Raw genomic sequence first — 26,923 nt, forward strand, 5'->3', positions numbered from 1 at the left:
GGTCAATTAAATCCTTAAATAGATTTAATTGGGTTCAATCTTATTTTCCAATTTTGTGGATTTCAAGTATTGGGAGGGAGGCATATTTTTAAACTTTTTAAAAGCGGCAATGAAGGTGTTTCGATTGGAAAACCCACATTCTTTGGCAATGGCTTCCAGGGTGATATTTTTAAAATCCTCTGACTCCATCATGCTACAACATTCTTCGATTCTCCTGGAATTTACTAAATCCAGAAAAGTGGTGCCCAAAACTTTATTGATATGTTGCGATAATAGGTAAAAGGGAATTCCTGAATCTTTGGACATTTCATGAATCGAGTAATTCTTTTGCAGGTATTTTTTTGAGTTGTCCAATATTTCTTTCAGCTGACTTTCTATGAATAGCTTTTTTTCATCCGAAATTCTATCAATCTCCAAACTTTTGGAATCTGCTTTTTCACTCACTGGTTCAAGAAATTTTTCATTGGGTCCGTAAAGAACATTTGGAAAAAATAAAATAGTTATACCACTAACTAGGATAAGTACTCCTCCCGTTAAATGAATTAAATCAAAAATAATTTTTTCATCAGTAGACCAAAAAAAGAAGAGATAAGGAATGACAATTATTGAAAAAGAGGATAAATATATTTTCATCCAAATAAGCCATTCTTTTCCAAAAGGATTCTTTTTCATTGAAAACAAACTCCCATGCTTACGGATCATACGAATTGACAAGATCCAATATACAGCTATCAGCAATGTTCTTCCTTGGGTGTAAAAAAACGGAGAAAAAATTCTGCTTTGGTTAAAATTTACAAATGTTAATGGGTTATTTATTTCCGATTGAATCAAATGAACTTTTTCCTCCAAGCCTGTCAAAAATAAAACCGGGAAAAAATCGATCAAATAAATGGTAACAGGTAAGAAATGTAAGAGATCCACCCATTTGAATTTTGGATCTGAACATACTTTTTGAACATATAGATAGGCAAGTGGAGCAAATAATAGCCCCGCTATATTTCCGGTTCTATACAGATGGGGGATAGATATGTGATATCCAGTATAAATCAAAAACACTAAAAATAAGGCATAGGATAAAAACAGATAGGACAATCCAATCAGGACATTAGCTTTTATTTTTTTTATTCCAAATGATATCAGAATAATACTGACCATAAAGCCAAAGAATACTGATATAATGTAAATGATTCCTTTCCAGTCTAATGAAAGTTCCATTTTTTCAATTTATTTTAAAATTAAAAATGAAACTAGTGAAAAAACAGATAAAATAATATTTAGGGAGCCAATTTTATGTAAATCTGATGGTTATTTAGGAAATAGAACAAAACCAAAGCATCGCTCAAATTTCTGCTCAAAAATTAAATTCAAATATTATGTTCCAATCCTTAGCCATGTCCACTAGATACCAGCCTTTTTCAGGAGCGTCATCCATTGCTCTTTTGAGTTTCCCAATATGGGATTCTCTGTCGTAGGCAAATTCTCTTTCAGCATCAGTATGGTGAATAATTATTGCAAAACCATTCTCATTTTTTGATGATTTGGTATATGCTAACAGTTCATAATCTCCATCAGAATTTCCCGCACTAAATACCGGTTTTTTACCTATATATTGATGAACACCCACTGGCTTACCCAGGCCATCATCGATATGGTTAATTTCAGCCTTTTTTATTAGAACAGGCATCCCAAGCGAATCAATTTCATAAACAACCTTGAGGGAACTGCCGATAACTTGGTGTTTAGGAATATTATAGGTCTCTTCAGAAAAGTTTCTAATAAAATCGACGCCACCACCGGAAACAATAAAACACTTAAATTGATGACTTCTCAAATAATCCAACAGTTCTATCATTGGCTGATAAATTAGCTGATTATAAGGTTTGTTGTACTTTGGATGTTTTCTACTTTCAAGCCAATTTTTTACTGATTTATCGAATTCAGCGGTTGATATTCCTGCATGTGAGGCCATTATTATTTCCATTAGTGCCCTGTTTCCTCCTTTCAAAGCTTGCTCCAAGTCATTTTGAAGTATTGACTTAAATGGTTCTTGCTTGGACCATTCAGGATGCTTATGAGCTTCTTTTTTGATAAAATCAATAGCATAAATTAACTGAAAGTACATAGGCTGTTCAGCCCAAAGTGTACCGTCATTATCAAAGCAGGCTATGCGGTCACTTTCTGGGATGAAGTTTGAATTTCCCTCCTCGGTAGCGTTCTCTACAAAATTGATTATTGCTGATTTTACATCATTATTATTCCAAGAGGGCAGGGGATTCAACTTATCAGATCTTATTCCTTGTTTTTTTTCCACAGTGGAGGTGTGGCAAGAAAGCATGCTCAAAAAAGGGAATAGAAATAGGATGAAGAATGTTCGCACGGGGGTATATTAAAGAAATATGATTACCCGCTTTGATAAAAGAAGGCAGAAAGCCTTTCCTTTACCAGCGGATAATCATATAAGGGTTATAAAATTTTTTTTTAAGGAGTGATTAATTATCGATGTTATCTGGCCCCTATGGTTGATTTTAGTTTCTCTTCAATCTTGCTCAAATTAAAAGAACCAGGACTCTGTGATGGCGGGTAGTCTGCCATGGTTTGCAAGAACCTTGCAGCCAAGCCTTGTATAGGCACTATGACAAAAGGACGATCCAAAAACCAGTCATCATAGGTATTAGAATTGTGCTGTGCTTTTTCGAAAGGATCTCTTCTTAAGTTGAAAAGCAAAGGCACTCTTAATTCCGTAAATGGTTCACGCCAAACTCCAAAGGCCTGACCGCGGTTTTCCAAGAATACTACTTTCCAATCGTTATATCGGGCAGCAACTATTTCTCCATCGTCATTTACGTACCAAAATTCGTTTCGTGGAGATTGGTCTACCTTACCGGTCAGATAATCCAGTTGATTGTATCCGTCAATATAGTTTTTATATGTTCTACCGATGGCTTTATATCCATTCTTGATTTTTTCAGCAACATTTGCATCTCCGCCTGCTGCGGCAAAGGTTGGTAACCAATCCTCATGAGATACAATGCCATTGTAAGTAACATCTGCAGGAATTTTGCCAGGCCACCTTACAAATGTTGGAACACGGTATGCGCCTTCCCAATTCGAATTTTTCTCAGATCTGTATGGTGTGGTTCCTGCATCAGGCCAAGTATTATAGTGCGGGCCGTTATCAGTGGAATACATGACAATGGTATTGTCAGCTATTCCAAGTTCGTCGAGAAGATCAATAAGTTCACCAACATGCAAATCATGTTCTACCATGCCATCACCGTATTCATCCTGTCCGCTAATTCCTAGATTTTCCTCTTTAATATGGGTCCTGAAATGCATACGCGTGCCATTCCACCATGTAAAGAAAGGTTTACCCTCAGCAACTTGTTTCTTTATAAACTCTTTTGCAGCCGCAACAGTCTCATCATCGATGGTTTCCATTCGTTTCTTGGTCAATGGCCCTGTATCTGAAATTCTTTGGCCACCCTTTCCATCAGCCCATGAGTGAATTACACCCCGCGGGCCGAACTGCTCTAGAAATGTCTTTCCGTTTTTTAATACCAAATCTCTAGGGTAATCTCGGTTTTCCGGCTCTTCTTCGGCGTTGAGGTGGTATAAATTACCAAGAAATTCATCCCAACCATGATTTGTAGGAAGATGTTCATCCAAATCTCCTTGATGGTTTTTACCAAACTGTCCAGTGCTATAGCCCAAACTTTTCATAACAGCCGCTATCGTTATGTCTGTGGTTTGCCAGCCTTGTGTAGCTCCCGGCAATCCGACCTTAGTCATTCCCGTTCTAACCGGCACATTTCCTCCAATGAATGCAGCTCGACCTGCTGTACAACTTTGTTGGGCATAATAGTCGGTGAATGATGCGCCTTCCTTTGCTATTCTGTCAATATTGGGCGTCTTGTAACCCATCATTCCCCTATTGTTGTGACTGATGTTCCAAGTCCCAATGTCATCACCCCAAATAACTAGAATATTTGGTTTTTTATTTTGGGAAAAACCGATGCTCGAAAACATCAGCATGAATAAAATCAAAAAGACATGTTTTTTCATAGTTTAATAATTAGATTTTTGGTAAATGTTACTTTGGTTTATTGATATTGGAATCGTTACACACGCAATGGGTCGAAATTATTTTTGAGATGATAATAATCTTCAAAAGTAATTATTGAGGTAAGCCCTTACATGTTAAGCAGCTTTGAAGATGTTAATATTGAATCAAATTGGGCGGATATGTCAATCACCAAAGTTTGTGACCTTAATGTTACCGCTTTGATTTAATTATGATTTGTATTGAGAATCGTTGGATAATTTTTTACTTTTTAACTTCAATCACTCCTTCTTTTATCATCTGTTTTACAACTACCTCAGCAAAATCATACACATCTTTTTGCATTTGCGTAGGGTCAGTGGTTTTGGATTGTGCTGACCATATCAAATTCTGGTCTTTTGAATCGTACATATTGATTTCAGCATAAAAATTCTTCTCAGTATCATAGTAGCCTGGGGAATACATCATAGGACTATACATAGAATAGTAGCCACCAAATCTCATGTATCCACCTCCATACATCATGGGGTTGTAATAATTAGTCCCGGGGACATACCGTGTTTCATTGGTCTGATCAATAATTGCTATTGTCATTATTGCATCATGACCGCTTTGGTAAATCTTTTCTGCTAAGAAACTCTTTCTTTCTTCAAGGTTTAAATCAGCAGGAACCTTAACATTTAATGAACTGCTCGCATGAATTCCTTTTTCTTCCAAGATATTGTCAACGTCGTCCTCTATGGTCTGCTTCAAAATGAAATCATCACTAATCAGGGCATACACAAAAATATTTTTGTATTTGTCACTATTTAGATCAGGGCTTTTCCATGAACCAATAATTTTCGAAGAAGAGGTACAGCCGAAATGAAATAAAAAAATACCTCCTAATAGTATTGTAAATTGTTTTTTCATGAGATGAATTGAATGAACACGTATTTATGATTTGAGGGGACAAACCTACTCATTACTTTAATTTCAAAGACTTCATTAAAAAGGTATTATGTTAAAATTGAACCAAATTTGGCTCATTGCTTTATCGATTCTTTCGAACCTTTATTTGTGTTTTTAATACCTGAGATACTTTCCCTGCGGGACAATCCTTCCTAATGGAATAGAAATCATAATTTAATTCCACTCTTGGTATTTTTAAAATTCAAGGCGCGACGGCTTACTATTTCAATATGATAACTCAATTTTACTTTGGTTATGATCTTCAGCCTGCCGGATGTTCCAAAAAATAGTTGAAGGGTTAAAAATTTAAGAGAGCTTTGAAAGAATTAAATCAAATTGAGCAGATTAGTCCCAATTACAGGGTAGGGTAAAGCGACCGGGTTTTAAATTTGTATCAAATTTAATTTCAACTCATTCAAACAATTTTACATGAAAAATTTTCTCTTAATTCTAGTTTTTACAATTGGATTTATTTATTCCCACCAAACTTCTGCTCAAAAGTTAAAATTACCTGGAGCTGATTTATCGTCTCAAGTTCTGAATGCGGTAAACAAGGTAGACAAATTGGGGCTTTCGGGCGATCAGGAAGCCAAATTGAAGACTCACAATAAAAGTTTCGTTGATGATGTCTTCGGTGTACTCAATGGTAACCTTTCTGACGATGCCAAGAAAACCAAGTTTCTTGATCTTAAAAACATCAGGCAGAATTTTCTTATGAATCTATTGGGGGATCAGCTTACAGGAAATTACAATAAGGGGGTCTCGGGATTGTTAAAACCCTTGAAGAAGCAGCTGGGATTGGCCGCATTGGCTTTCTAAAATTTCTTGAGATAGACATCAAATTAAATCCCAATTTTTTTATATAGTGGCTTTCAGTGTACCGTAACCTGTTATGGGTTATCGTACACTGAAAGCTTCACTTTTATTGATTTTTAAATTACTCATTGTAAACCCTCATTTTGACACTCATTATCACCTATAAGAATCAGCCGCAACTTGAATGAAAGCTTTGATTTTTTCCACATCTTCGCTTGTTAATCTTCCCTTGAAATTTGGCATTCCTCTACTCGTCAAAGGGCCTTCAAGTAAATAAGTTTGTAGGTTCTGAATGACTTCAGGTCGGGAATAACCCAAATTTGGCAAAACGCCACCTTGAGTCGCTCCTGGCATGCCATGGCAGAGGGTACAATAATTCAGGTATAATTTTAAACCATGTTGGATTTCTTCAGGCCCTGAAATGGAATAACTTACTCCGGTCAGCAATTTTTTAGGTTCCGGTTCTTCAAAAACCGGCATCGAAGCATTTCCTCCTAATTTAAAAGTATAAACTTTACCTGTTGTCTGGGCACTTGAAAATCTAATATCCAAACCGGCATTTCCGCCCCAACCTGCCGCTATGCTGACGTATTGTTCACCATCAAGTTCATAGGTGATTGGAGCGGCAATAACTCCCGTACCAGTTGGCGATTCCCAGAGTTTTTTCCCCGTTTTGGCATTATACCCTATAAATCTTCCATCCGAAGTTCCCTGAAAAACAAGATTTCCTGCTGTGCTCAACACCCCTCCATTTGATGGTGCGATATGTTCTACTGCCCAAACCTGTTTTTGGGCAATCGGATCCCAGGCAATGAGGCGACCAAAATGAGGGAATTCCCTTTCCCCTGGACCATCTGTAAATCCGGTATTCCATCCATTTCCCTTGCCAAAAGCCATGGATTGGCTTGGGTCATTAAATTTGTAATCGGTCTCTTCCAACATGATGAAAGCATAGTTTTGGGCAGGAATATAGACCAAGCCTGTCTCGGAACTGAAAGACATGGGGTGCCAGTTATGTGCTCCAAAAGGACCGGGAACAGCTTCATAAGGATCGCCATTGTAACTGGCTTTGGGATTTTCAACCGGCCTTCCTGTTTCGTAGTCTATATGGGAGGCCCAATTGATCGGAACAAAGGGTTCACCTGAAATAAATTTTCCATTGATCCTATCTATCACATAGAAAAATCCATTTTTAGGTGCCTGCATGATCACCTTTCTTTGGACACCTTTGATTTCGAGATCAGCTAAAATAAGTTGTTGAGTAGCTGTATAATCCCAATTGTCACAGGGAGTCGTCTGATAGTGCCAGACATATTCACCGTTGTCGGGATTGAGGGCGACGATGGATGAAAGGTATAAATTATCGCCTCCATCAGGACTTCGGTGCTTTCTGTTCCATGGCGAGCCGTTACCTGTTCCGACATACATCAGATTGAGTTCAGGATCATAAGCCATGGCATCCCACATGGTGCCGCCGCCACCTGCTTCCCAATAATTGCCTGTCCAGGTTTTGGAAGCTTCTTCTAAGGCTTTGGATTCAAAAGGCAATGCCGGATTGCCTGGAACAGAATATAATCTCCAAACCTGCTTACCCGTCTCGGCATCATAGGCTGAAATATATCCTCTCACCCCAAATTCTGCACCACCGTTTCCAATGATTACATTTCCTTTGATGACCCGAGGCGCCCCGGTGATGGTATAAGGAACCGATTGGTCCACCGTCAGGGTTTCCCAAATTTTTTCACCTGTTTTGGCGTCTATGGCCACTAATCTGCCATCCAATGAGGCAACAAAAACCTTTCCTTGGTAGAGCGCTGCACCCCTGTTGACCACATCACAGCAAGCCTTTTCCGCATATTCTTTGGGGACTTTCGGATCGTATTCCCAAAGCTTTTCACCTGTGCGGGCATCCAATGCATACAGGATACTCCAAGGCCCGGTCACATACATGATACCATTGCTGACAAGTGGCGTAGCTTCTATTCCTCTGACCGCATCCATGTCAAAATACCAGGCCAATCCCAATTCTTTGACATTTTGATCACTGATTTGATGGAGTTTACTGAAACGGGTTTCACTATAATTAGAGCCATAAGTCAACCATTCGGTAGCATTGCTTGCAGCATTCAATAAGGCGTCTTCTGTAACAAGTTTTTCCTTTTTTGCTGAGGTGCAGGCAAAGGCAATAAAACCAATGACTGTTATAAAAATCCCTTTATTCATATATTTCTTGTTTTGTGGTTATACCCTTTCTTGCCAGTATCCTATAATTCTATTCAAACAGGACGCCTGCCTGTCCGGTAGGCAGGGGAGACCGAAGACCGATTTCCCAGCAATTTCGGTACTATACCAAGATTCATTTTGAGTTACCGGTGTACTGGCAGAATTGCGTATATCCATATATGGTTTTACTTATTTTCTGGATTAATTTCCAAATATCGATGGTTTGCATGATTTTAGTTTATAAGGATTGTTGGTTTTTCACCTACAGTTAATTTTGATTTGATAATAATGGTCTTGCCAAAAAATTTGGGAAACGCTTCTATTCTCTTAATATTAAAAAATAATTGATTACAAATCACCTGTTTAGGACGAATTGCATGAATTTCTTCCCCAATAAGGGGTTTTATTGTCCGAAGGAGGTTTTGGGATGAGAGGGGAATTCAATTTGATTTGGGATATTTGTTGAGGTTGTATTTTGGCCAGCCCGGTTTTTTAAAGGCAATTTTTCACCTGACAAACCCATATCCCAAAATGGGATAAATGGATTCTTTCTCTTAGATTGGTAGTTGCAATTGATTATGAATTTCAGGTGATTTTCATAAGATTCATTGGAACACACAAGCAATACGATAGGATTGACGCGAAAACAATTTGATGATGAACATACGACCAGTAAAAACAGAAGAAGATTACCATAATGCCATTAGCAGGATTGAAGCCTTGTGGGGTGCAAAAAAAGATACCCCTGAAGGTGATGAGTTAGACTTATTGGTGACCCTGGTGGAATCTTACGAAATGAAACATTATCCCATTGCGCCACCTGATCCAATTGATGCGATTAAATTTCGCATGGAGCAAATGGGATTGACAAGTGCTGATATGGAAAAATACCTTGGCAGCCAAAGTCGGGTAAGTGAAGTGCTGAATAGGAAAAGAGGACTATCTTTGGGTATGATAAAATCACTTTATAAAGGATTGAAGATACCGGCAGAAATTTTATTGGCATGATTGAATAAAAACGAAAGCAATTTAATCCGGAAGACAAGACCATTGAATTTCCTAATCAGAAAGGCATTAGGTATAGGAAACTGTTCCAAAAATACTTTCCTCTGTCCTTGATGGAAAATTGGGTGCTGGGGACATATTCGATCGTAAAGAATACTGCTATAAATCCGATTGCAATGTAATTGATGACAATACGAGGTATTCAAGCGTTTCCATAATTTCTAACAGTATCTAAGTTTCAATGAATTTCAATAATTTTTTCAGATAAGCCCTTATCAAGTAACAACACCGTACGCAGCATGATATCTGCACCGTTTGCCATTTCCTTTGGGGTGGAATATTCTTTGGGATTGTGGCTGATGCCATCCTTGCTCGGAATAAAAACAAGACCGATGGGCCCCAATTTACCCATTTCCTGCACGTCATGACCGGCACCACTCTGCATTTTAATATAGGAAATCCCCAAGGATTCAGCAGCTTGAATCATTTTGTCCTGGATTTCTTTGCTGGCCATTGTTGGTGTGGAGGCCAAATTAAGGTTCTCGAATAAAATTTCTGTATTGGTTTCTGCGGCAATTTGTTCAGCACGTTTTTCAATATCCAAAAACATATTCCTGATCTTTTCTTTGGAAAGGTCCCGTAACTCAAGGCTCATTTCTACCCTTCCCGGAATGATATTGGGAGCTCCAGATGGAACAAAAATTTTACCTACATTTCCAACTTGTGCCCCTTCGTAGCTATTGACCACTTCGTTGACTGTCAAAACCAATTTGGAAGCAGCTATCAAGGCATCCTGTCGATCATTCATAGGCGTACTTCCCGCATGGTTCGACATGCCAATGACAGTAACGTCCCAATTATCTATCCCCACAATACCTTCGACAATAGCCACATCTATCCCATGGCTTTCCAATACTTTGCTCTGCTCAATATGAATTTCAAGGAATGCCGCCAAGTCCCCTTTTTTTCGAACTACTTCATCCAACTTCTCCGGATCGCCTCCTATGGCCCGGATACCTTCCTCAAGGGTCAAACCACTTGCACTCTTTTGTAATAAGGCTTCTTTTTTAAGGTTTCCGGTCAATGCCCGACTCCCTACCAATCCACCTTCTTCGTTTTGAAAAATAATCACTTCCAGAGGGTGCTCAGTGATGATCTTATTTTCATTCAGAACTTCGATGATTTCAAGGGCCGTGAAAGAACCAAGAGTCCCATCATAATTACCTCCATTGGGTACCATGTCGATATGGGAACCAAAGGCTATTGGCTTTTTGGAAGGGTCTTTTCCTGCTCTTCTGCCAATGATATTGCCGGCATAATCAATATGTACCTCAAGGCCTGCTTTTTTCATCAGGTCCATAAAGTAATCACGGCCTTCTATGTCACCTTGGCTGTAGGCTACCCGATAAGGCTGCCCTTGTTCATTTATTCCGAATTTGGCAAACTCCTTAATCCGTTGCTCGATGCGTTTTTCATTTACCCTGATTGGGTCGGTAGAAAAACTGACCTGCGCAAAAACAGAACTGATAAACAGCAAAAAGGAAATTAATAGGATTAGTGATTTCATACTTTTGAGTACAATTTTTTTAGTAAAGGTTTCTGATAATTATCCTATGGTTAGAAATTGATTTAGATCTTACTTTTTAATAATGCTACTTTTTCAGAATTATTTGGATATCCCTCGAGATAAGGTATTGATTGAATTCAGGGATTTCTTCTTCCATCAATCTTTTGAACTGAATCTGAATGTCATCAAGTTGCTTTCTGAATAAGTCATAAACTTCCATTTGTTGGTTGGTGGGTTTAAAATCCGCCCCAAAGCCTCCAATATCGCTGGCTAGTGCACTGATCCTACCATAGAGCTTCATTGGGTTACGAAAGGCGTCTTCCCTTGCACCGGTAAGGTTAATATCAAATAAACTTCCTTCCAATTCTTTAATTTTATCTTCAAGTTCCTTTGCCTTTATAGCTACTTGTTCATCTTGGTTCAGAAGGATCAGTTCAGAAAGTTCATTCCGAATGATTTCAATCTCATTGATTGTAACTACTACCTCGTTCATCGCCTCATTCAGTCCCAGAGAAAATTCAACTTGTTTTTGGATATCTTCCAAAGTCCCAACTGTATTGGGATCCTTGACAACCTTACCTACATGAGTGACAGTTTGCCCGTCAACTGTTATTCTGATTTCATAATCCCCAGGAATTACCCGAGGACCAAATTGTCCGCGATAAAGATCCAAATCCCAGGTTACCAGTGGTCTGAATTCTCTTCCTTCTAATTTTACCCAGGGTTTATCAGGAGGAGCAACCAATATTTTTGGTCGTAGGGTAGGTTCATGACGCAAATCCCACCAAACCCTGTTTACCCCGGCATTTTTATTTCCACTTAGTGTTCTGATTAGTTCACCCTCCAGATTGAAGATTTCTATTTTGACCTCCTTGGCAGAATTTTTCAAATAATAATTGATATCCATGCCATAAGGAGGATTTGATCCTGTGGTCATCGTACGACCTTCAGTTTTGATTCCTTGAATTTCCTGAAACCTGTATGCAGTTCGCTGATTGAAAAGATGAATCTCTTTGGCCAAAATATCCTCTCTTAATTCTTGAAGTGATCCTACATTATCCAAAATATAGAATCCCCTTCCATATGTGCCGATAACCATGTCATTGAACTCCTCTTGTATAGTCAGCCAGTAAATTGGTGCTGGAGGGAGGTTGTTTCTTAGCCTAAACCAGGTTTCTCCATCATTAATTGAAATGTACAAACCTTTATCGGTGCCTACATAAAGCATATCTTTTACCTTTGGATCCTCTCTGGCAACATGGACGAAGCTGGATTCGGAGTGCTCTATTCCATTACTTATTTTTATCCAAGTTTTCCCATAATCAGAAGTTTTAAACACATAAGGGTCAAAATCCCCAAGCTGATGTGCATCGACCGTAACGTAAGCGGTTCCTGCTTGATGCCGGGAAGGTTCTATGCTCGAAATTGTCCCCAGATCAGGTTTACCAGGTATATTTTCTGTAACATTTGTCCAAGTTTGACCTCCATCTCTGGTAAGCTGAACCAAACCATCATTGCTTCCAGTCCAAATGAGTCCTTCTTCCAATTGGGATTCTGCAATGGCAAAAAGTACGGAGGCATCAAAGGTCATGAGGTTATCTGTGGCAATTCCACCTGAAGATTGCTGGTGCGCCTTGTCGTTTCGGGTAAGGTCTGGGCTAATGATTTTCCAGCTTTGTCCATAATCCTCTGTCATATGCACAAATTGACTTCCCACATAAACACGTTTGTGGTTATGTGGACTGATAAAAATCGGAAAAGACCAATGCCATCTATAACGCATGTCTTTTGGAGCCCAACCGTAACCCGCTTCCGGCCAAACCCGTACATCCCGTGCATGTCCGGTACGAAGGTCATACACCTGGAGACCTCCATCATAACATCCAGACCAAACTATGTGGTTGTCCACTGGATCCGGAATGGCCCACCCACTCTCACAACCTCCTACCGCATGCCAAAGCCCCAAAGGAATGCTTCCTTGACGGCTATTGCTCGGGCCACGATATGAATAACCGTCCTGGCGGTTTCCATATACATTGTATGGAATCTGATTGTCGGTCCACACATGGTACATTTGGGCATTGGGAAACACATGCTGGCGATAGGTTTTTTGCCTGTTCCAGCTTACTCCCAGTCCACCATCGTGGGCTACCATGATTCTGTCAGGATTTATTGGATCAACCCAGATGTCGTGATTGTCCCCTCCAGCCCTGTACCCCGCAGAGGCAAGTGTCTTACCACCATCTTTAGAAGTACTGAATTTAACAGAAGCAAAATACACTTCATCGGGGTCATCGGTAGAAACCCGTAATTTGGTATAATAGGGTGCTCTCTCATTGATGTCATGGTTGATCATGGTAAGTTCCCACGAATCTCCTCCATCTTCGGATTTCCAAAGTTGCGGACTGTCCATTTCAAACAATGCATAAACCACCTTGGGGTTGCTATGGGCGACTGCTACCGAAGTTTTGCCCACTGGATTAGCTTTTCCTCCGGGTAATCCCCTATCTTTCAACGCTTCCCAAGTAGCTCCACCGTCCTTACTGCGGTAGATTCCACCTCCTGCTCCACCACTGTTTAACCCCCATGTTTTGATATCTATAGACCAAAAAGCAGCAAATAAAATATCCGGATTCTGAGGGTTCATTGCCAAATCAACTGCCCCGGTGTACTCATCCACAAAAAGCATATTGCTCCAGGTCTTTCCCCCATCGGTAGTTTTATACACTCCCCGGGATGTTTGAGGGCCATAAGTATGACCTAAAGCTGCAACATATACGATATCCGGATTTCTGGGATCCACAACAATCTGCCCAATACGGGCCGTTTCTTCCAGCCCCATATGTTGGAAACTTTGCCCCGCATCAATGGATTTATAAATACCATTACCCATTGCATGAGCCGGACGGATCAGGAAGGTTTCTCCGGTACCTGCCCAAACCTGTTTGGGATCGGATGGTGCCAAAGCCAAAGCAGATACAGAAGATATATCCTGATCATCAAAAATGGATTGCCAGGTAGTACCCCCATCTTCCGTTTTGAAAAGACCACCTGATGCCATTCCCACGTACATAACCATGAGGTTGTTGGGTTCTCCGACAGCAGCAATGGTTCTATTGCCATCAGGACCTATAAACCTAAAATTAAGCTGATTAAAATGAGATGCATAATTTATCCCTTGTGCATAGCCGAGAAACGGGAAAAAGCATAAATAGAAAAGAAAATGCTTAAAATGATTCATTTTTGGAAATTTTCATTTGGTAAATTCTATTGTCATTAGGAGGTAATAGATCAACAGTCTAAAGATTGAATATACCCGAATTTGAATTAAAAAGAAATAACAAGCTTTAGACCTTTAATTAGTACAATTTTATGGGTATGAATTTTTTCAATTACTTCAATTGATTGAAATCCATTTTCTCAAGATTAGAAATAACTCAACCACCACTTGTCTTTATTATCCTGCTTATACCGGTCAAATCTTTTGCAAAGCGGATACAATATTAAAATCACCAAACCTGCCAAAGCAATCATGCTGATCCCCAAAGACCAAATAACGCCAAACATAAACGTCCCAAAACCAATATCAAAAAACCATGCAAAGCATACTATGGTAAATTCAATGAAAATCAGCCAAATTCCTCTTTTTAAAAGAAATCCTGACAACTCCTTTTTTGTCTTTCGCTTACTGATCATAAAGGCAGACATTCCTGCTAGGAAACTGAAAGCAGGCGCACAGAAGTGGGTTACCCATCTGGTGAAGAAGATTGCCAAAGTCGTCCGAGTGGGATCTGCCGGATCAAATAAAAAAGCCGGGGCATGCACAAAATCCCGCACATGGTCCAATGCCATGATCAGCATCGCCAAGCCTTTGACAAGATCGATAGAGGAAATTCTTTGGTTGGGAATGAGGGTTGTGGTCATATATCAATTGAAAAAATTAGAGTATCCCGAATAAAAAAAACCAGATTTGAATAGTAGAATCATCTAATAATAAAACTTTGAAGTATTTTGGGATAATTTCAACTGAGCGTCTTTGAGCCTTTGTTTCCGAATCAAACTTTAGGGCCACAAAGGCTCAAAGACACCAATTCTTGGTTGAAAAGAGTTTTTATACAAGTTTTATGAGAAACTCACTTTTTAAACATCAACTCTCCTGCATCATAATCAGAAGGCTCCAAACTTGTCAGATACAGGTAAAGCGCCTCCAAATCTTCATCGGTCATCCTTGAAAATGGCCCCCAGTGCATTTGAGAGATATTGATGATTCTGCCCTGCCGGAACCTGGCTTTCCATTCTTCCGCGGTTTTGAATTTTGACAAGGCGCTGTTTGGATGCGGGGTGATATTGGGAGTCCGCGTCCAAACTTCGGGGTCTCCCCCAACGGCCAAAGCAAATTCCGGCCAAGGTTCGAATTCCATACCTCCGGCATATTCTGGTCCCGTGGCTTCAAAAGTCATGGGATCTCTGTTGGTATGACATCCCACACAGTTGGCCACATACCTGGAAAGGTATTCACCCCGCTCAATGGTAGCTGCCATGGGGGGAGCAAAAGAAGGCGGTGAGGGTTTTTCAATCGGCTGAAAAGAAGAAGCGATTATCCGAACTGCTTTACCCATAAAAGACCAATCGTTATCCGATACTTCGTTTTTTACAGGGTCCAAGGTTCTCAAATAGGATACCACTGCAATCAGGTCTTCATCTGCCATATCCCAAAAAGGCATTAGCACGGATAAAGTAGCTGTTCCATCAGGTTTGACCGCATGGCGCATCATTCTAAAGATTTCCCCATCAGAATATCTTCCTATACCCGTGGTTGGGTCGGGTGTTAAATTTCTCGTATACAAAGTACCTATTGGACCCAAAGGAAATTCTCCACCCCCTTTTAACGGGATGTTTTCCCCGGCATCTGCAGCTATCATTTCCGCAACGCTGCTTACATGGCAGTTGGAACAATGGGCAGGTCCGTGAACCAGGTATTTTCCCCTTTCGATCAGGGTAGAGTCAGTACTGACCTGAAGATTTGGGTAGGGGATATCATAGGTTTTATTCCAATTCAATTGGACATAAACAAACATTCCTCCAATGACTACAATCAGGAGGCCAAGGATTCCGAAGATAATTTTCTTTAACATGGTGCTTTGCGGGTTGGTGGTTTGACATTATTTGATAAGATTTTTTTGAGCTCTAGTTTTTCAATACAACCCGGAAACGGGCTTTACCTGATTTTAGGTGATCTAGGGCTTCATTGACTTGAGACATGGGATATTCTTCTGTAATCGGGTAAATGTCATGTCTTACACAGAATTCCAACATAGTTCGTGTCAAGGCCGGGCTTCCTAAAGGACTGCCCGCGACAGATTTTTCTCCAGTAATAAGCGTAAAGGCGGGGATGGCCAAAGGTTCTAAAACCGCTCCTACATTGTGAAATTTTCCTTTAGGAGCTAAAACTGTCAGATACGAATTCCAATCTAAAGTCACATTGGTCGTATTCAGAATGAAACTCAAACTTCCGGCGATTTTCGCCAGTTCTTCCGGATTTGTAGAATCCACAACCCTTGTCGCTCCCATTTCCAGAATTGACTTCTTTTTGTCAGGGTTGGAGCTAAAAGCAATGACTTCACAACCCCATTTGTTCAGGAATTTGAGTGCCATATGACCGAGACCTCCGATGCCGATGACACCAACTTTGTCAGTTGCTTTTACTCCGGCCAGAATGATGGGATTGAATACGGTGATTCCGCCACATAGCAATGGTCCGGCCTTGTCCAAATCGATTCCCTCAGGTAGCGGTATTGCCCAGGACCAATGACTGCGAACAAAGTCTGCAAAGCCACCATGTCGCCCGCCAATAGTGAATTCGGCAGAAGTGCAGAGATGATGTGCGCCATCCATACACTCATGACAGGACATACAAGATCCAGAGAACCAGCCCAAGCCGACCTTATCCCCAACTTTTACATTTTTGACAGCATTACCTGCTGCAACTACTTCACCAATGATTTCATGTCCTGGGACAATTGGGTAGGCAGTCATTCCCCAGTCATTGTTCATCATACTGAGATCTGAATGGCAGATTCCGCAGTTGATTACCCGGATATCTACTTGTTCAGAACCTAAGTCTCCCATTTCGTAAGAAAAGGGCTTTAATTTTTCATGCGGCCCGTTGGCTGCAAATGCTGTAACTTTCATATTTTTATTTGAGTTAAATTGTGGTTAAATTTTTTATCAATTGGAAATCAAACTCTAAGCATTGGATTAAAACCTATATGATGTTCTTATTTATTTTTTATTCCACTGAAGAATCAGCTCAGTAACAAAAAGCGGAATGACCCAGGAAACCCAGATCATGGTCGGACCTCTTTCGATAAAGTTTCCCATTTCCACAAAAACAGGGGTGCTGTTCAGCCAGCGGAATAATACAAAAGCAAAAGTGACTACATAGCTTCTGACCATCCATTCCTTGTGCATTTGAATCCGCCGCAGCAGTATAAATCGGAATGCCATGCCTGTGGTGGATATCCAAGCCAAAGCCAACACAATTAATGAGAGCGCCCAGGTCCAATGTACAGCTATCCCGGTTGTTAGTGCCATGTTAACCGAACTGATAGTCCCAATAAAGATGGCAGTCAGGTAAGTCAAGCCCATCACCCGGTGGACTTTGATATACTTGTTCCTAAAAGCAGTCCAAAACTGAAAAGGACCAAGGGTCAAAGCAATCAGGCCCCCTGAAATATGACCGATCAGTGGCCATTTCATGATCCAAAACCTGCCGTATACTTCCTTGTCAAACCCATAATAGGGTAAGGCATCGTCAATGACAAACTTTCCGGCAAAGACGATCAGGAAAACCCAAGCCAACAGCAACAGCCAGGTTTTGGGTTTGTTGGGGACAAGGGTTAGGGTTTTGGCCATGGTTTCAATAAAAGGGGTTAATGGTCTTTTTCTAAGATTATAATTTCGCTTTTGTCAGATACTGGTTTTGTAAACGAGCCATATACCGCAGTTTATGGCTTCAATACATTTTTAGGCATTTTTATTTATCATGTTTATGATGATCCGAATTCTTATAATGCTCTTTAATTAGATCCCTACCGAAATCTCCGTCAAAATCTCTCCATACGGTGTGAATGTGATTGGCATTGTTCTGGACATTGTCAAACTCAATTAAGAACGATTTCCCTTGAATCCGATAATAGTGACCTTCACCGAGTACAGTTGCTCCGGCCCATCCAAATCTTACTTCATTTATTTCTTCATCCTTAATGCTATTCATTCTCTTTTCGGCCTGCTCAGCCGGCATGGTGGATAGATATTCATCAAGAAGTTTAAAAAAAATAAGTTGTTGATTCCTGTTTAGCTGACCATACATAATTCCTACGGGACTTAAAGGTTCGACTTCTGGGGATTTCCCTGTAACAATATCAAAAAATGGTTCCTGCTGAAATATTGCCACTTCCCTTTGCTCTGCTGATAATGAGTTTATCAATTCAAAGCCTAGGTCCTCTTCCTTTTGAAGCGTGCGCTCACCTTCTCTGGGTCCGGAAGGAATTCTTGCTGGATTCGCTCCTAAAAATCGGGGAGCAATTTCAACGTTTCCGTTATGGATTGTAAAATTCAGGGAAACATGATGGCCTTCAAAAGAGAAAGCCCATAAGCTGTCCTTTTCAGGATTTCCATAAAATGCTACCGAATAACTTTCAGGATTTCTCATGATGGAATCGCCACTGATTTCCAAAAGGATATTTTCCAAATCGATGATTTTCATCGTTTTATTATATCCCGTTTCTGAGAGAAAAGTCTTGAGGAGTTCATCCAATTTGGACTTCTGATTTGGATCAAGTTCGTTCAGCTGAATTCCTGCTCTAGGAAACATTGAACTAGGTATATAATGCCAGCGCAATCTAGACTCGTCATTGAAGGACATTTGCGTTTTGTTCCTTTGAGGCTGAGTCAAAGATTTCAAAAAATCGACAGCAGGTTTATCAGTCAACAGGCCGAATGCCATAACTATAGCTGCAACAGCCAAAAGGCTAACAATAACAATTTTCCTCATATCATTAAAGTTTTTTATGATGCCTAAGGGATAGGTTTCTCAAATTCAGCTGTTCGGGATTTAAAATCCCGAACCACAGATAAAAGGGATTTGCAATCCGAACTTAATCAGCCAGCTAATAATCCGAATTATAAATTCGGTTTATCTGACTTCGTCCCGACAACTGTACGGGGTCCAAATTTCGAAGAGCGAAGGTTCCACTAATTCAGAGCATCACTTAATTTTTTGGTATCCACATACTGCTGAAAAGCAGCTACTTTCCCGTCTTTCAATGTCCAGAAATGGGCCACTTGGGCATTATAACTTTTTCCGTTATTGGATTTGGCATCATAGCGCAAAGTGGCCAGCACTTTATCGTTGAACATCTCGTGCAGCTCGATATCTACCAAATTAAAATATTCATGTTCCTGCATTATCCGGCCAAAAACGCCATTCAAGACAGCTTCAGGCCCAATGTAAGGATTACCATCTGCATAGGCATTGCCTTCGGCTTCATTCCAGACTATATTTGGATCCATAGCACCAAGTACTGCAGGAATATCCCCTTTAGCAAAAGCTTTGTAAAGCCCATCTATGACAGCCCTGTTTTGAGTGGCATTTTTTAAATCATCTTCATGTGTTTTCATAGGAATCTTTTATATGTTTCGTATATTTTTTGATTTTGGAAAAATAATGACGGATTCAATGATCTGACTGTCAGCAATAAATCAGATTATAATTTACCATTTCAATTTTTGAAATGAAACCTATCTAGGACGAAACAACCCCTTTTCTGTCCCAATGCATGGATTTATTTCCCCAATGAAAAAATGATCAATTCGTAACTCTTCTTTGTTCCTCTTGGGAACCTACTTTTCTATTCCTTGTTCCTTGGATCTTGCTGTTTCCAAACTTGTAAGTGTAGGTGGCCATAAACACCCTTTTTTCAAATTGCAACCTGCCAGAAAATTCCAATTCAGCACCCTCAAATGACCTCCATCGCAATTGACTTGTTTCAAAAATATCATTGCAGGACACCCTTAAAACACCTGCCTTTTCAAAATCTTTTTGGACTCCAAGATTGACAAAGCCCCGGGAAAGCCAATTGAAATAGCCATTGATGGTGGGTGAATTATAATTGCCCATCAACTCAATGGTGTATTTTTTGGGAAGGGTGAATGTATTGGTCAGCACCACTTGAATGCCTTTCTGGTCAACTTCATAAATCTCCCCGTTTAACTCTGAATTGACTCTTTGATAATTGGCCGTGAAATTGTTTTGGGTTTCCCACCAGGAAGTTATTTTTAAAGGAAAAGCAACCATCATGGCAACAGTCTGCCTTTGGTCAAGATTTTCAGTTCTTAAGAATACGGTATTAGTCTCTTCGTCCAAGGTAGGTTGAAAGGAAGCGATGACATTTTTGTCCGTGCTGTACTGCACAAAGAATAGCATACTCTTATAGGAATAATCTGTTTTGAAGGTGTTGGTGTAAGTAGGCAGAATGTTTTCATTTCCGGCAAAAAAAGAAAATGGGTCAGAAAAAAACACAAAGGGTGCCATTTCATTGAAAGTTGGCCTTGTAATCCTGCGGCCATAGGACACTTGAATCAAGTTGTCGGCATTGATTTTTCTGGATAAAAATGTCGTTGGAAAGAAATCCCCGTAATGCCTGTCAACGATTTTCTCTCCAGAAACGGTCGTCAGGTTGGTTTGGGTGTTTTCATACCTGACTCCTGCATTTAAGGTAGTCTTTTCATCAAAGTTAATTTTAGCTGAGGAAAACGCTGCCAATATATCCTCATTGAGAAGGCCATCATTGGTGAATTTCGGATCTATAAGCCAATCAGATCCCAATTTCTCTTCGAAGACCACCGTATTGGTGAATTTTGAAAAAGTAGCTCTGAGACCTGATTCAACAGCTATTGATTTTCCGATTTTCATGGAATGGTTGAGGTCTGTCACCCAAAGGTCAATGGGAGTGTCTTTGGTTATTCTGAATTCCTCCGAACTGATCAAATCATTGGATTCATTATAATTCATAATGGTATACCAGGATGGATTGGAGTTTTTGTAGGTAAGGTAATCTATATTGGTACTGATAACCTGCCCGTTTTGGAAAGTATGCTGAAGATTGATATTGCCCATGATATGGCTCCAGTAGTTCTCTTCAATCGTTGTCATCCTGACAAGGGTATCCGGGGAAATGGAATAACTGGATTTGGTAACATTGGGTGCAGTCATATCCCAGCGGTTATTATAACCACTGACCAAACCACTGAGGATGGTATTGGTTGTTAATTTGTAATCAAATCCAGCCTGATAATTGATGGCTTTCCTTGTGCCAAAACGATCGGTGGTTGTTTCGATACCTATGTCTTCAAATCCGTTGTTGTTACCTCTAAAGGCTTCCCATTCCTGAACCTGATCGACATAAGTCGCAGACAAAATCCCAAACCAACTGAATTTGGGACCCTGATGGTTGAGGCTGAAGCTCATGTTACCATTATAGCCAGATCCATAGCCTTGGCCTATGGTCAGGATACCATTAGTACCTATCATGTCATTGTCTTTTTTCATCACGATATTGATGAATCCCGCATCACCGTCAGCATCATAGTTGGCAGGGGGGACTGTGATGATTTCGATCTTTTCAACATCACTGGAATTGAGACCTGCCAGCATCTGATAAGCAGCTTCCATGGGCATCCTAAACCTATGACCGTTCATTAAAATAACCACACCGTTTTTTCCTAAAACCGATAAGGAATTGCTCTGCCTGTTTACCATTACACCGGGAGATCTATCCAGTACATCGATGACCGACAACCCCGCAGCGGAAATGCTGTTGGCCACATTGACTACCATTTTCCCCTGTTCGAGTTCAAAAAATGGTCGGGTAGCAACTACTGTCACTTCCTCAAGATTTTGGTCTTCCTGAACCAAAATGATTGTTGCCAGATTATTCTTTTCTGTTCCCAAAAAACTGAACACCGGTGAATGGGTTTTGGCATATCCCAGGATATGTACTTCCACATAGTATTCCCCTTTGGGTATCTCTTTGAAAATAAAGTTACCGGATTCATCGGAAACAACCCCTTTGACCATAGCGGAATCAGGCTTGTTCCAAAGTAAGACGTTCGCAAAGGACATCTCTTTTGCTTTTGCATCATGAACCTTACCCTGAATAATCCCTTGTGTAAATCCCTGAGATACTAAAAAAAATAAAAGCACCGAATTTATTAAAGCTTTCATGGCTGTGTATAATTAAAATGTCAAATTGAATGGTTTCTGATTTTGAGTTTAACTACTCAAAATGAATTGAAAACCAGGGAGGTATTTAGATCCCCCTGGCTTATTGAATGAGAGAATTGACTGAAAAAACGGTTAATTTTCCTTTGTGTCGTTATTGCTGATATCCCTTACGCAGAGATATTTGCCATCACGTTTTTCCCAGATAGCCATGTACTTACCGGAAGAGATGACTTTTCCGGATGCGTCCATTCTAGTGGTTTTACCCACTTCAGTAACGGTGTTTTCGTTACCAAAAACATCTAAAACTTCGTATTTGACGGTAGTTCCTGCAGGTCTGGAAGCCATACTTGCTTCGATCTCCTTTTGAATGGCAGCTTTACCTACAGCCATTGGAGAATCTCCACCCATACTCACAGCATCGTCACTATAGAAAGCTAGCAAGGCTGTGACATCACCGGCATTATCAGCGGCTGCCCATGCATTTTCCAATCGCTGGATTTCAGCTTTAATGGCAGCCATATCCGGTGCTACTGATACAGCCATTACTTCAGGTGCAGTCGCTTCTTTGGGAGCGGGTGTGCAGGCAACACTGAATAGAGAAAGAGCGATACAGGCTGTTGCTATTCGGAAATAGTTATTTTTGTTCATTTTGATTGTTGTTTAATGCCTACTCTATGCGGTTTTCGGCTTACCCGTTTTTTCTCAAACTATTTTTGTCCTGCCATTATCGCTTCCATACCCTCAGATGTGGGTTCATAGATCGGTAGATCACTAAACCCACCTATTTTCTGAATAAGCTCTTAATGTATTGTGTGTATCATTTTGCCAGTTTTGGATAAAAATTGTTTTTTTGGCTTGCAATGATTTCTTATAATGAGATAATTTAAATTTTATTCCTTTTAATAGAAAGCCATCAAGGACGAAGCAGCACATATACTGTCCCAATGCAGGGATTTATTTCCCCAATGAAAAAAAATCGGGCATTGGCAAAAAATTTACCCTATTTGCCGCCGCCCAACTTTTATCAACTAATATTCACTTTACTCATTCAAAAAGGGTTATTTACTGTTTTTAGTTACTTGCTTGGCCTGCTAAGGTCTTTGTCCAGTTTATAGACGTAGTTCCAAGAACTTGCCATGGAAGATCTAAATGCTGCTTGAAGTTCGTCTCAGAGAAGTCGGGATAGTCCAACTCAGGACTAACCCCAATACACAGAGGATTAAATAATTGATTTTTCTTTTCATAATAATCTTGATTTTGATTGTTTTTAAAAATCTTGAAACAATGTCAATTTTATTTAAGGTCTTCTCGAATGGTTTAGGACGAACCGACCCGAAAAATGTCCCAATGGGTTGATTTTTTTTCCGAACGTTTTTTTAAGATGCAATTAATTGATATTAAAAGACTTTTTATTCTATATTTAGTGAATGAAGAGGTTTTTACTGCTTTTGTTATTTTTAACCCATCTTGATCTTAGAGCCCAAATAATTATCAGCAATGAGAAATTTAATTATTTAAAGATTTTTGTAGATACAGATGATTTCGATGCCGATTATTTAGACAATTTGGAAAAATCCTTACAACATGTTCAACAGGACAGTTTGCGGTTTATGATCATGAATGACCTTGGCTATCATTATCATACCAGAAACCTTCATAAATCGTTGGAAATCATCAATCAGGGTTTGGCTGAGGTCAGGGAGGCAGATAATGATATTTGGGAGGGTAAAATGCAGGTCTCCCAAGGGGCCATCTTATTAAGGATGGAAGATTTGGATTATGCAGAGGTAGTATTAAGAAGTGCTTGGGAAAAAATTCCAGAAAAAGAAACTTGGCTTCTGCTTACAAATTTAGGATATGTAAACGAGCGAAGAGGGGATTTGAGCAAAGCCTTTGAATTTGCGACCAAAACCTTAGAACTAGGTCAAAAATATCAGGATTTGAAAGCAATGGCGATGGCCTATTCTGATATGAGCAATCTTTCGTGGAAACAGGGTAAGTTTGAAAGGGGAGTTGAATATGGTCTAATGTCAATAGCACTCTTTGAGGAAAGGGGCTTGAATGATCTGGATTTTGATTTTACCTTACATGTTTTGGGCAATAATTTGGTGGAACTCGACAGGTATGAAGAAGCATTGTCATACTTTCAAAGATCCGCAATGATCGGTGAAAAATATGGATTCTATAATAATCTCAGTGACACTTATATTGCCCTTACAGAATTATACATTCAGGTTGGAGATTTTGAAAATGCCGAGAAATCGGGGAAAGAAGCGCTGAAATATGCAGAGTTATTACAAAATGATTTTATGGTTGCCCGTTCTTTGCTTTGTCTGGGAAAATTAAAAAACAAGGAGATGGATTTTGAATCCGCGGAAACATACCTTCAAAGAAGTCTCCGGACTGCCGGTGAGGATTTTGGAGACAATTATTATTTGGGGTTGATTTATGAGGAGATGAGTAAAGCTTATGAAGGTAGGAACCAAATCAATAAATCATTGCAGGCCTACAAAAAGTACCATGAACTGACCCAACGTGTTTTCAATTCAGAAGCTGACGCAAGGATTGCTCAATTGCAAACTGAAATGGAGGTAAACCAAAAAGAAAACACCATTTCATTGCAAATGGAAAAATTGAAACAGCAGGCTACCATTCAGGTTTTCACCCTCATCATGACAGGTTTGATGATCTTTTTCCTCTTTTTTCTTTATAGGGTATTTATCAAACGAAAGAAGTATAGTCTGCTGTTGGAAAAGCAGAATAAGGAAAAAGAGTTCTTAATTAAGGAAATTCATCATAGGGTAAAAAATAACCTGGAGACCATTTCCAGCTTGCTATCCCTGCATACTGCACAGATTGATAACCAAGAGATCCAAGATATCATGATTGAAAGTCAAAATCGGGTACATAGTATGGGAATGATCCATCAAAACCTGTATCAGGGTGAAAATATGACAGCTATCGAAATGAAGCAATACTTCCTAAACTTGGGGGGGTATATCATAGATTCATTTGATGCAGCTGATCGGGTTTCATTTGACTGTCCAATGGATTTCATGGAACTCGATGTGGACCGGGCAATTCCCATAGGTTTGATCGTCAATGAACTAATTACCAATTCACTTAAATATGCCTTTCCTGGGAATAGGAAAGGAAAAATTACAATAGCCCTTTCAGAAACTGATTCTCACTTGCTTTTGAAAGTATGCGACAACGGTATTGGATTTGAAAAGAGTACAGTGACCAAAGGAACAGGTTTTGGAACTCAACTCGTTGGTTTATTGACCAAACAATTGGATGGAAAAATGACATTGATTACGAGTAGAGGAACAGAAGTATTTTTTGAATTTCAAATTAGCAAAGCAGCATGAGCGATAAAACAAGAATTTTAATAGTGGAAGATGATATGATCATCGCGGCAAATATTTCCTTGCAGCTCACCAAACTGGGTTATGAAGTGACAGGCATAGAGTCAAGGGGTGAGGATGCGATCAACCACGCCAAGGAAAACCATCCGGATATCATTCTGATGGATATCAACCTTAAAGGAAAAATTGACGGAATTGAAACAGCCAAATCGATCCAAAAGTTTTTCGATATACCCTTAATCTTTCTTACTGCAAACTCAGACGAAGCATCCTTCCAGAAAGCCAAAGAAACCCATCCCTATGCTTTTATTTCCAAGCCATTCAATAAACTGAATCTGGAAAGAACCATTGCTCTTGTGGTTGAAAAAATCACAGAGGAAAATATAGAAAGGAAAAGTGCGGCCGACATGATAGAGACCTTGGAAGATCGGATTTTTATACGAAGCCAAAACAAACTGGTCAAGGTAATGCTCGATGAAATACTTTACATAGAAGCCGAAAGAAACTATTGTAATGTTATCACCGCAGATCAACATTTTACAATTGTCAGTCCATTAAATGCCTTTTGCGAAAAAATCGTCAGTAAAGACTTTTTGAGGGTTCACCGATCCTATGTAGTAAATATCAAAAAACTGGATGCAGTGGCTGATTCTCATTTGGAAATCAACCGAAAAGTTATCCCGATCAGCAGGATGTTCAAAGAGGAATTGATGAACATGATCAGAAAGGTATAACACAACTTATTTTTATCCTCCTCCCGTCAAAATCCCTCCATCTATGGTATAGGCACAACCAGTAATCCAGGAAGCATCATCTGATATCAGGAATAAAACCAATTTGGCAATGTCCTCAGGCTCTCCAAGTCTTTTGAGCAAAGTGGCTTTTCCAGCCTCTTCAACCGCTTTGATGGGGTCCGGAAAAGCGATCGCTGAATCATGAATGAAAGGCGTATCCACCGGTCCGGGACAAATAGCATTGATGCGTACTTTCGGGCCGTAATCTACGGCAACTTGTTTGGCCAAAGCCACTAAAGCAGCCTTAGAGGCACAATATGCAGGATGGTTTGGGAAGGATTTGAAAGCTGCTATTGAAGCATTCACCACAACTGAAGCCGAAGGTCTTTTTTGCATTTCAGGAAGGGCATATTTGAGTAGAAAGAAAACTGCATCCACATTGGTCCGGAAAGTCCTGTCCCAAATATCAGGATCCAATGAGGTGACAGGTGCAAGACCCAACATCCCGGCATTGGTAACTACTCCGTCCAAGCCTCCAAAAGTGGCTATGGCGAGATCTACCAATTGCTTGTTGTAATCAATGTCGCCTACATCTCCGGGCAAAAATTTTGAAATCTGCCCCTTATCCAGCAATTCAGCCATTAATGCATTTCCTCTTTCCTGATCTCTTCCGCTCAGAATGAGATTGGCACCTGCTTTAGCCAATTCAATGGCTATGGCTTTACCCATACCACTTGTGGCACCGGTAATGATAAATGTTTGGTTTTGGAGTTTCATGAATATTTTAAATGGTTATCCGCAATGATACAAGTAAATCTGAAAATCCAATGGATAATTTATCAAAAGCCAAATTACTCCCGATAGCTCCTAAAATCCGCATACAGATGTTTAAAAATACCGCAAAACCTTAAT

At 39.9% G+C, this 26,923-nt stretch carries 21 protein-coding genes; 5 read left to right on the plus strand and 16 right to left on the minus strand.

The window, feature by feature from the left end; all coding sequences use genetic code 11:
* Positions 1–24: 24 nt before the first annotated feature.
* From HMJ38_RS18770 to HMJ38_RS18785, 4 genes are all read right to left on the minus strand, one after another.
* Positions 25–1,215, minus strand: coding sequence for a helix-turn-helix domain-containing protein (locus HMJ38_RS18770; RefSeq protein ID WP_194975971.1), 1,191 nt, complete (start codon positions 1,213–1,215; stop codon positions 25–27).
* Between the two features lie 136 nt (positions 1,216–1,351).
* Positions 1,352–2,311: an HAD family hydrolase gene (locus tag HMJ38_RS18775; RefSeq protein WP_317174556.1), complete on the minus strand. Its 960-nt coding sequence runs from the start codon at positions 2,309–2,311 to the stop codon at positions 1,352–1,354.
* Between the two features lie 191 nt (positions 2,312–2,502).
* Entirely contained in the window at positions 2,503–4,062 is a 1,560-nt protein-coding gene (locus tag HMJ38_RS18780; RefSeq protein WP_194975972.1) for an arylsulfatase, read from the minus strand.
* A 262-nt stretch (positions 4,063–4,324) separates the two neighbouring features.
* Complete coding sequence (locus HMJ38_RS18785; protein WP_194975973.1) at positions 4,325–4,972, minus strand: hypothetical protein; 648 nt, start codon at positions 4,970–4,972, stop codon at positions 4,325–4,327.
* Positions 4,973–5,440: 468 nt separating this feature from the next.
* Here HMJ38_RS18785 and HMJ38_RS18790 point away from each other — a divergent pair, with 468 nt between their 5' ends.
* Positions 5,441–5,830 (plus strand): hypothetical protein, encoded by a 390-nt coding sequence (locus tag HMJ38_RS18790; protein WP_194975974.1) that lies wholly within the window; start codon positions 5,441–5,443, stop codon positions 5,828–5,830.
* Positions 5,831–5,983: 153 nt separating this feature from the next.
* Here HMJ38_RS18790 and HMJ38_RS18795 read toward each other — a convergent pair whose 3' ends face one another.
* On the minus strand, positions 5,984–8,050 hold the full coding sequence (locus HMJ38_RS18795) for a PQQ-dependent dehydrogenase, methanol/ethanol family (RefSeq protein ID WP_194975975.1): 2,067 nt from the start codon (positions 8,048–8,050) through the stop codon (positions 5,984–5,986).
* Positions 8,051–8,609: 559 nt separating this feature from the next.
* Between HMJ38_RS18795 and HMJ38_RS18800 the strand changes: the two genes are divergently transcribed.
* Positions 8,610–8,705, plus strand: coding sequence for a type II toxin-antitoxin system HigB family toxin (locus HMJ38_RS18800; RefSeq protein ID WP_228780147.1), 96 nt, complete (start codon positions 8,610–8,612; stop codon positions 8,703–8,705).
* Positions 8,705–9,058, plus strand: coding sequence for a helix-turn-helix domain-containing protein (locus HMJ38_RS18805; protein ID WP_317174559.1), 354 nt, complete (start codon positions 8,705–8,707; stop codon positions 9,056–9,058). Before HMJ38_RS18800 ends, HMJ38_RS18805 begins: the two co-directional genes overlap by 1 nt.
* 235 nt (positions 9,059–9,293) lie before the next feature.
* Here the strand turns inward: HMJ38_RS18805 and HMJ38_RS18810 are convergent, their stop codons facing one another.
* The 10 genes from HMJ38_RS18810 to HMJ38_RS18855 all read right to left on the minus strand — a co-directional run bounded on the left by HMJ38_RS18810 (position 9,294) and on the right by HMJ38_RS18855 (position 22,557).
* A complete protein-coding gene (locus tag HMJ38_RS18810) occupies positions 9,294–10,622 on the minus strand; it encodes a M20 family metallo-hydrolase (RefSeq protein ID WP_194975976.1) in 1,329 nt (442 codons plus the stop codon).
* 85 nt (positions 10,623–10,707) lie between these two features.
* Positions 10,708–13,863, minus strand: coding sequence for a glycosyl hydrolase (locus HMJ38_RS18815; RefSeq protein WP_194975977.1), 3,156 nt, complete (start codon positions 13,861–13,863; stop codon positions 10,708–10,710).
* A 185-nt stretch (positions 13,864–14,048) separates the two neighbouring features.
* Entirely contained in the window at positions 14,049–14,546 is a 498-nt protein-coding gene (locus tag HMJ38_RS18820) for a DUF1624 domain-containing protein (protein WP_194975978.1), read from the minus strand.
* 209 nt (positions 14,547–14,755) lie between these two features.
* Complete coding sequence (locus tag HMJ38_RS18825) at positions 14,756–15,757, minus strand: cytochrome c (protein WP_194975979.1); 1,002 nt, start codon at positions 15,755–15,757, stop codon at positions 14,756–14,758.
* Positions 15,758–15,809: 52 nt separating this feature from the next.
* Positions 15,810–16,814 (minus strand): NADPH-dependent aldehyde reductase Ahr, encoded by a 1,005-nt coding sequence (gene ahr, locus HMJ38_RS18830; RefSeq protein WP_194975980.1) that lies wholly within the window; start codon positions 16,812–16,814, stop codon positions 15,810–15,812.
* Positions 16,815–16,904: 90 nt separating this feature from the next.
* On the minus strand, positions 16,905–17,537 hold the full coding sequence (locus HMJ38_RS18835) for a DUF2306 domain-containing protein (RefSeq protein ID WP_194975981.1): 633 nt from the start codon (positions 17,535–17,537) through the stop codon (positions 16,905–16,907).
* A gap of 121 nt (positions 17,538–17,658) precedes the next feature.
* Positions 17,659–18,678 carry a DUF3500 domain-containing protein gene (locus HMJ38_RS18840; protein ID WP_194975982.1) on the minus strand — a complete coding sequence of 340 codons (1,020 nt, stop codon included), beginning with the start codon at positions 18,676–18,678 and terminating at the stop codon, positions 17,659–17,661.
* 200 nt (positions 18,679–18,878) lie between these two features.
* Complete coding sequence (locus HMJ38_RS18845) at positions 18,879–19,304, minus strand: nuclear transport factor 2 family protein (protein WP_194975983.1); 426 nt, start codon at positions 19,302–19,304, stop codon at positions 18,879–18,881.
* 187 nt (positions 19,305–19,491) lie between these two features.
* Positions 19,492–21,909, minus strand: a complete 2,418-nt coding sequence (locus HMJ38_RS18850) for an outer membrane beta-barrel family protein (protein ID WP_194975984.1) — start codon at positions 21,907–21,909, stop codon at positions 19,492–19,494.
* A gap of 132 nt (positions 21,910–22,041) precedes the next feature.
* Positions 22,042–22,557: a YybH family protein gene (locus HMJ38_RS18855; RefSeq protein WP_228780148.1), complete on the minus strand. Its 516-nt coding sequence runs from the start codon at positions 22,555–22,557 to the stop codon at positions 22,042–22,044.
* A gap of 779 nt (positions 22,558–23,336) precedes the next feature.
* On the opposite strand from HMJ38_RS18855, the gene HMJ38_RS18860 reads away from it, so the two are divergent.
* Together HMJ38_RS18860 and HMJ38_RS18865 are read left to right on the plus strand one after the other, a co-directional pair.
* Positions 23,337–25,280 carry a histidine kinase dimerization/phosphoacceptor domain -containing protein gene (locus HMJ38_RS18860; RefSeq protein ID WP_194975985.1) on the plus strand — a complete coding sequence of 648 codons (1,944 nt, stop codon included), beginning with the start codon at positions 23,337–23,339 and terminating at the stop codon, positions 25,278–25,280.
* Positions 25,277–26,011, plus strand: a complete 735-nt coding sequence (locus HMJ38_RS18865; protein WP_194975986.1) for a response regulator — start codon at positions 25,277–25,279, stop codon at positions 26,009–26,011. The genes HMJ38_RS18860 and HMJ38_RS18865 overlap by 4 nt, the downstream gene beginning before the upstream one ends.
* Before the next feature lie 12 nt (positions 26,012–26,023).
* Here HMJ38_RS18865 and HMJ38_RS18870 read toward each other — a convergent pair whose 3' ends face one another.
* A complete protein-coding gene (locus tag HMJ38_RS18870; protein ID WP_194975987.1) occupies positions 26,024–26,788 on the minus strand; it encodes an SDR family NAD(P)-dependent oxidoreductase in 765 nt (254 codons plus the stop codon).
* Between the last annotated feature and the right edge of the window lie 135 nt (positions 26,789–26,923).

The sequence above is a fragment of the Aquiflexum lacus genome (genome assembly GCF_015476655.1).
GTDB classification, from domain to species: Bacteria; Bacteroidota; Bacteroidia; order Cytophagales; family Cyclobacteriaceae; genus Aquiflexum; species Aquiflexum lacus.

Bases quoted from the DNA above. Each gene is read 5' to 3' on its own strand.
- HMJ38_RS18770 (WP_194975971.1), bottom strand. From the start codon at position 1,215: ATGGAACTTTCATTAGACTGGAAAGGAATCATTTACATTATATCAGTA.
- HMJ38_RS18780 (WP_194975972.1), bottom strand. From the start codon at position 4,062: ATGAAAAAACATGTCTTTTTGATTTTATTCATGCTGATGTTTTCGAGC.
- HMJ38_RS18785 (WP_194975973.1), bottom strand. From the start codon at position 4,972: ATGAAAAAACAATTTACAATACTATTAGGAGGTATTTTTTTATTTCAT.
- HMJ38_RS18790 (WP_194975974.1), top strand. From the start codon at position 5,441: ATGAAAAATTTTCTCTTAATTCTAGTTTTTACAATTGGATTTATTTAT.
- HMJ38_RS18795 (WP_194975975.1), bottom strand. From the start codon at position 8,050: ATGAATAAAGGGATTTTTATAACAGTCATTGGTTTTATTGCCTTTGCC.
- HMJ38_RS18805 (WP_317174559.1), top strand. From the start codon at position 8,705: ATGATGAACATACGACCAGTAAAAACAGAAGAAGATTACCATAATGCC.
- HMJ38_RS18810 (WP_194975976.1), bottom strand. From the start codon at position 10,622: ATGAAATCACTAATCCTATTAATTTCCTTTTTGCTGTTTATCAGTTCT.
- HMJ38_RS18815 (WP_194975977.1), bottom strand. From the start codon at position 13,863: ATGAATCATTTTAAGCATTTTCTTTTCTATTTATGCTTTTTCCCGTTT.
- HMJ38_RS18820 (WP_194975978.1), bottom strand. From the start codon at position 14,546: ATGACCACAACCCTCATTCCCAACCAAAGAATTTCCTCTATCGATCTT.
- HMJ38_RS18825 (WP_194975979.1), bottom strand. From the start codon at position 15,757: ATGTTAAAGAAAATTATCTTCGGAATCCTTGGCCTCCTGATTGTAGTC.
- ahr (WP_194975980.1), bottom strand. From the start codon at position 16,814: ATGAAAGTTACAGCATTTGCAGCCAACGGGCCGCATGAAAAATTAAAG.
- HMJ38_RS18835 (WP_194975981.1), bottom strand. From the start codon at position 17,537: ATGGCCAAAACCCTAACCCTTGTCCCCAACAAACCCAAAACCTGGCTG.
- HMJ38_RS18840 (WP_194975982.1), bottom strand. From the start codon at position 18,678: ATGAGGAAAATTGTTATTGTTAGCCTTTTGGCTGTTGCAGCTATAGTT.
- HMJ38_RS18845 (WP_194975983.1), bottom strand. From the start codon at position 19,304: ATGAAAACACATGAAGATGATTTAAAAAATGCCACTCAAAACAGGGCT.
- HMJ38_RS18850 (WP_194975984.1), bottom strand. From the start codon at position 21,909: ATGAAAGCTTTAATAAATTCGGTGCTTTTATTTTTTTTAGTATCTCAG.
- HMJ38_RS18855 (WP_228780148.1), bottom strand. From the start codon at position 22,557: ATGAACAAAAATAACTATTTCCGAATAGCAACAGCCTGTATCGCTCTT.
- HMJ38_RS18860 (WP_194975985.1), top strand. From the start codon at position 23,337: ATGAAGAGGTTTTTACTGCTTTTGTTATTTTTAACCCATCTTGATCTT.
- HMJ38_RS18865 (WP_194975986.1), top strand. From the start codon at position 25,277: ATGAGCGATAAAACAAGAATTTTAATAGTGGAAGATGATATGATCATC.
- HMJ38_RS18870 (WP_194975987.1), bottom strand. From the start codon at position 26,788: ATGAAACTCCAAAACCAAACATTTATCATTACCGGTGCCACAAGTGGT.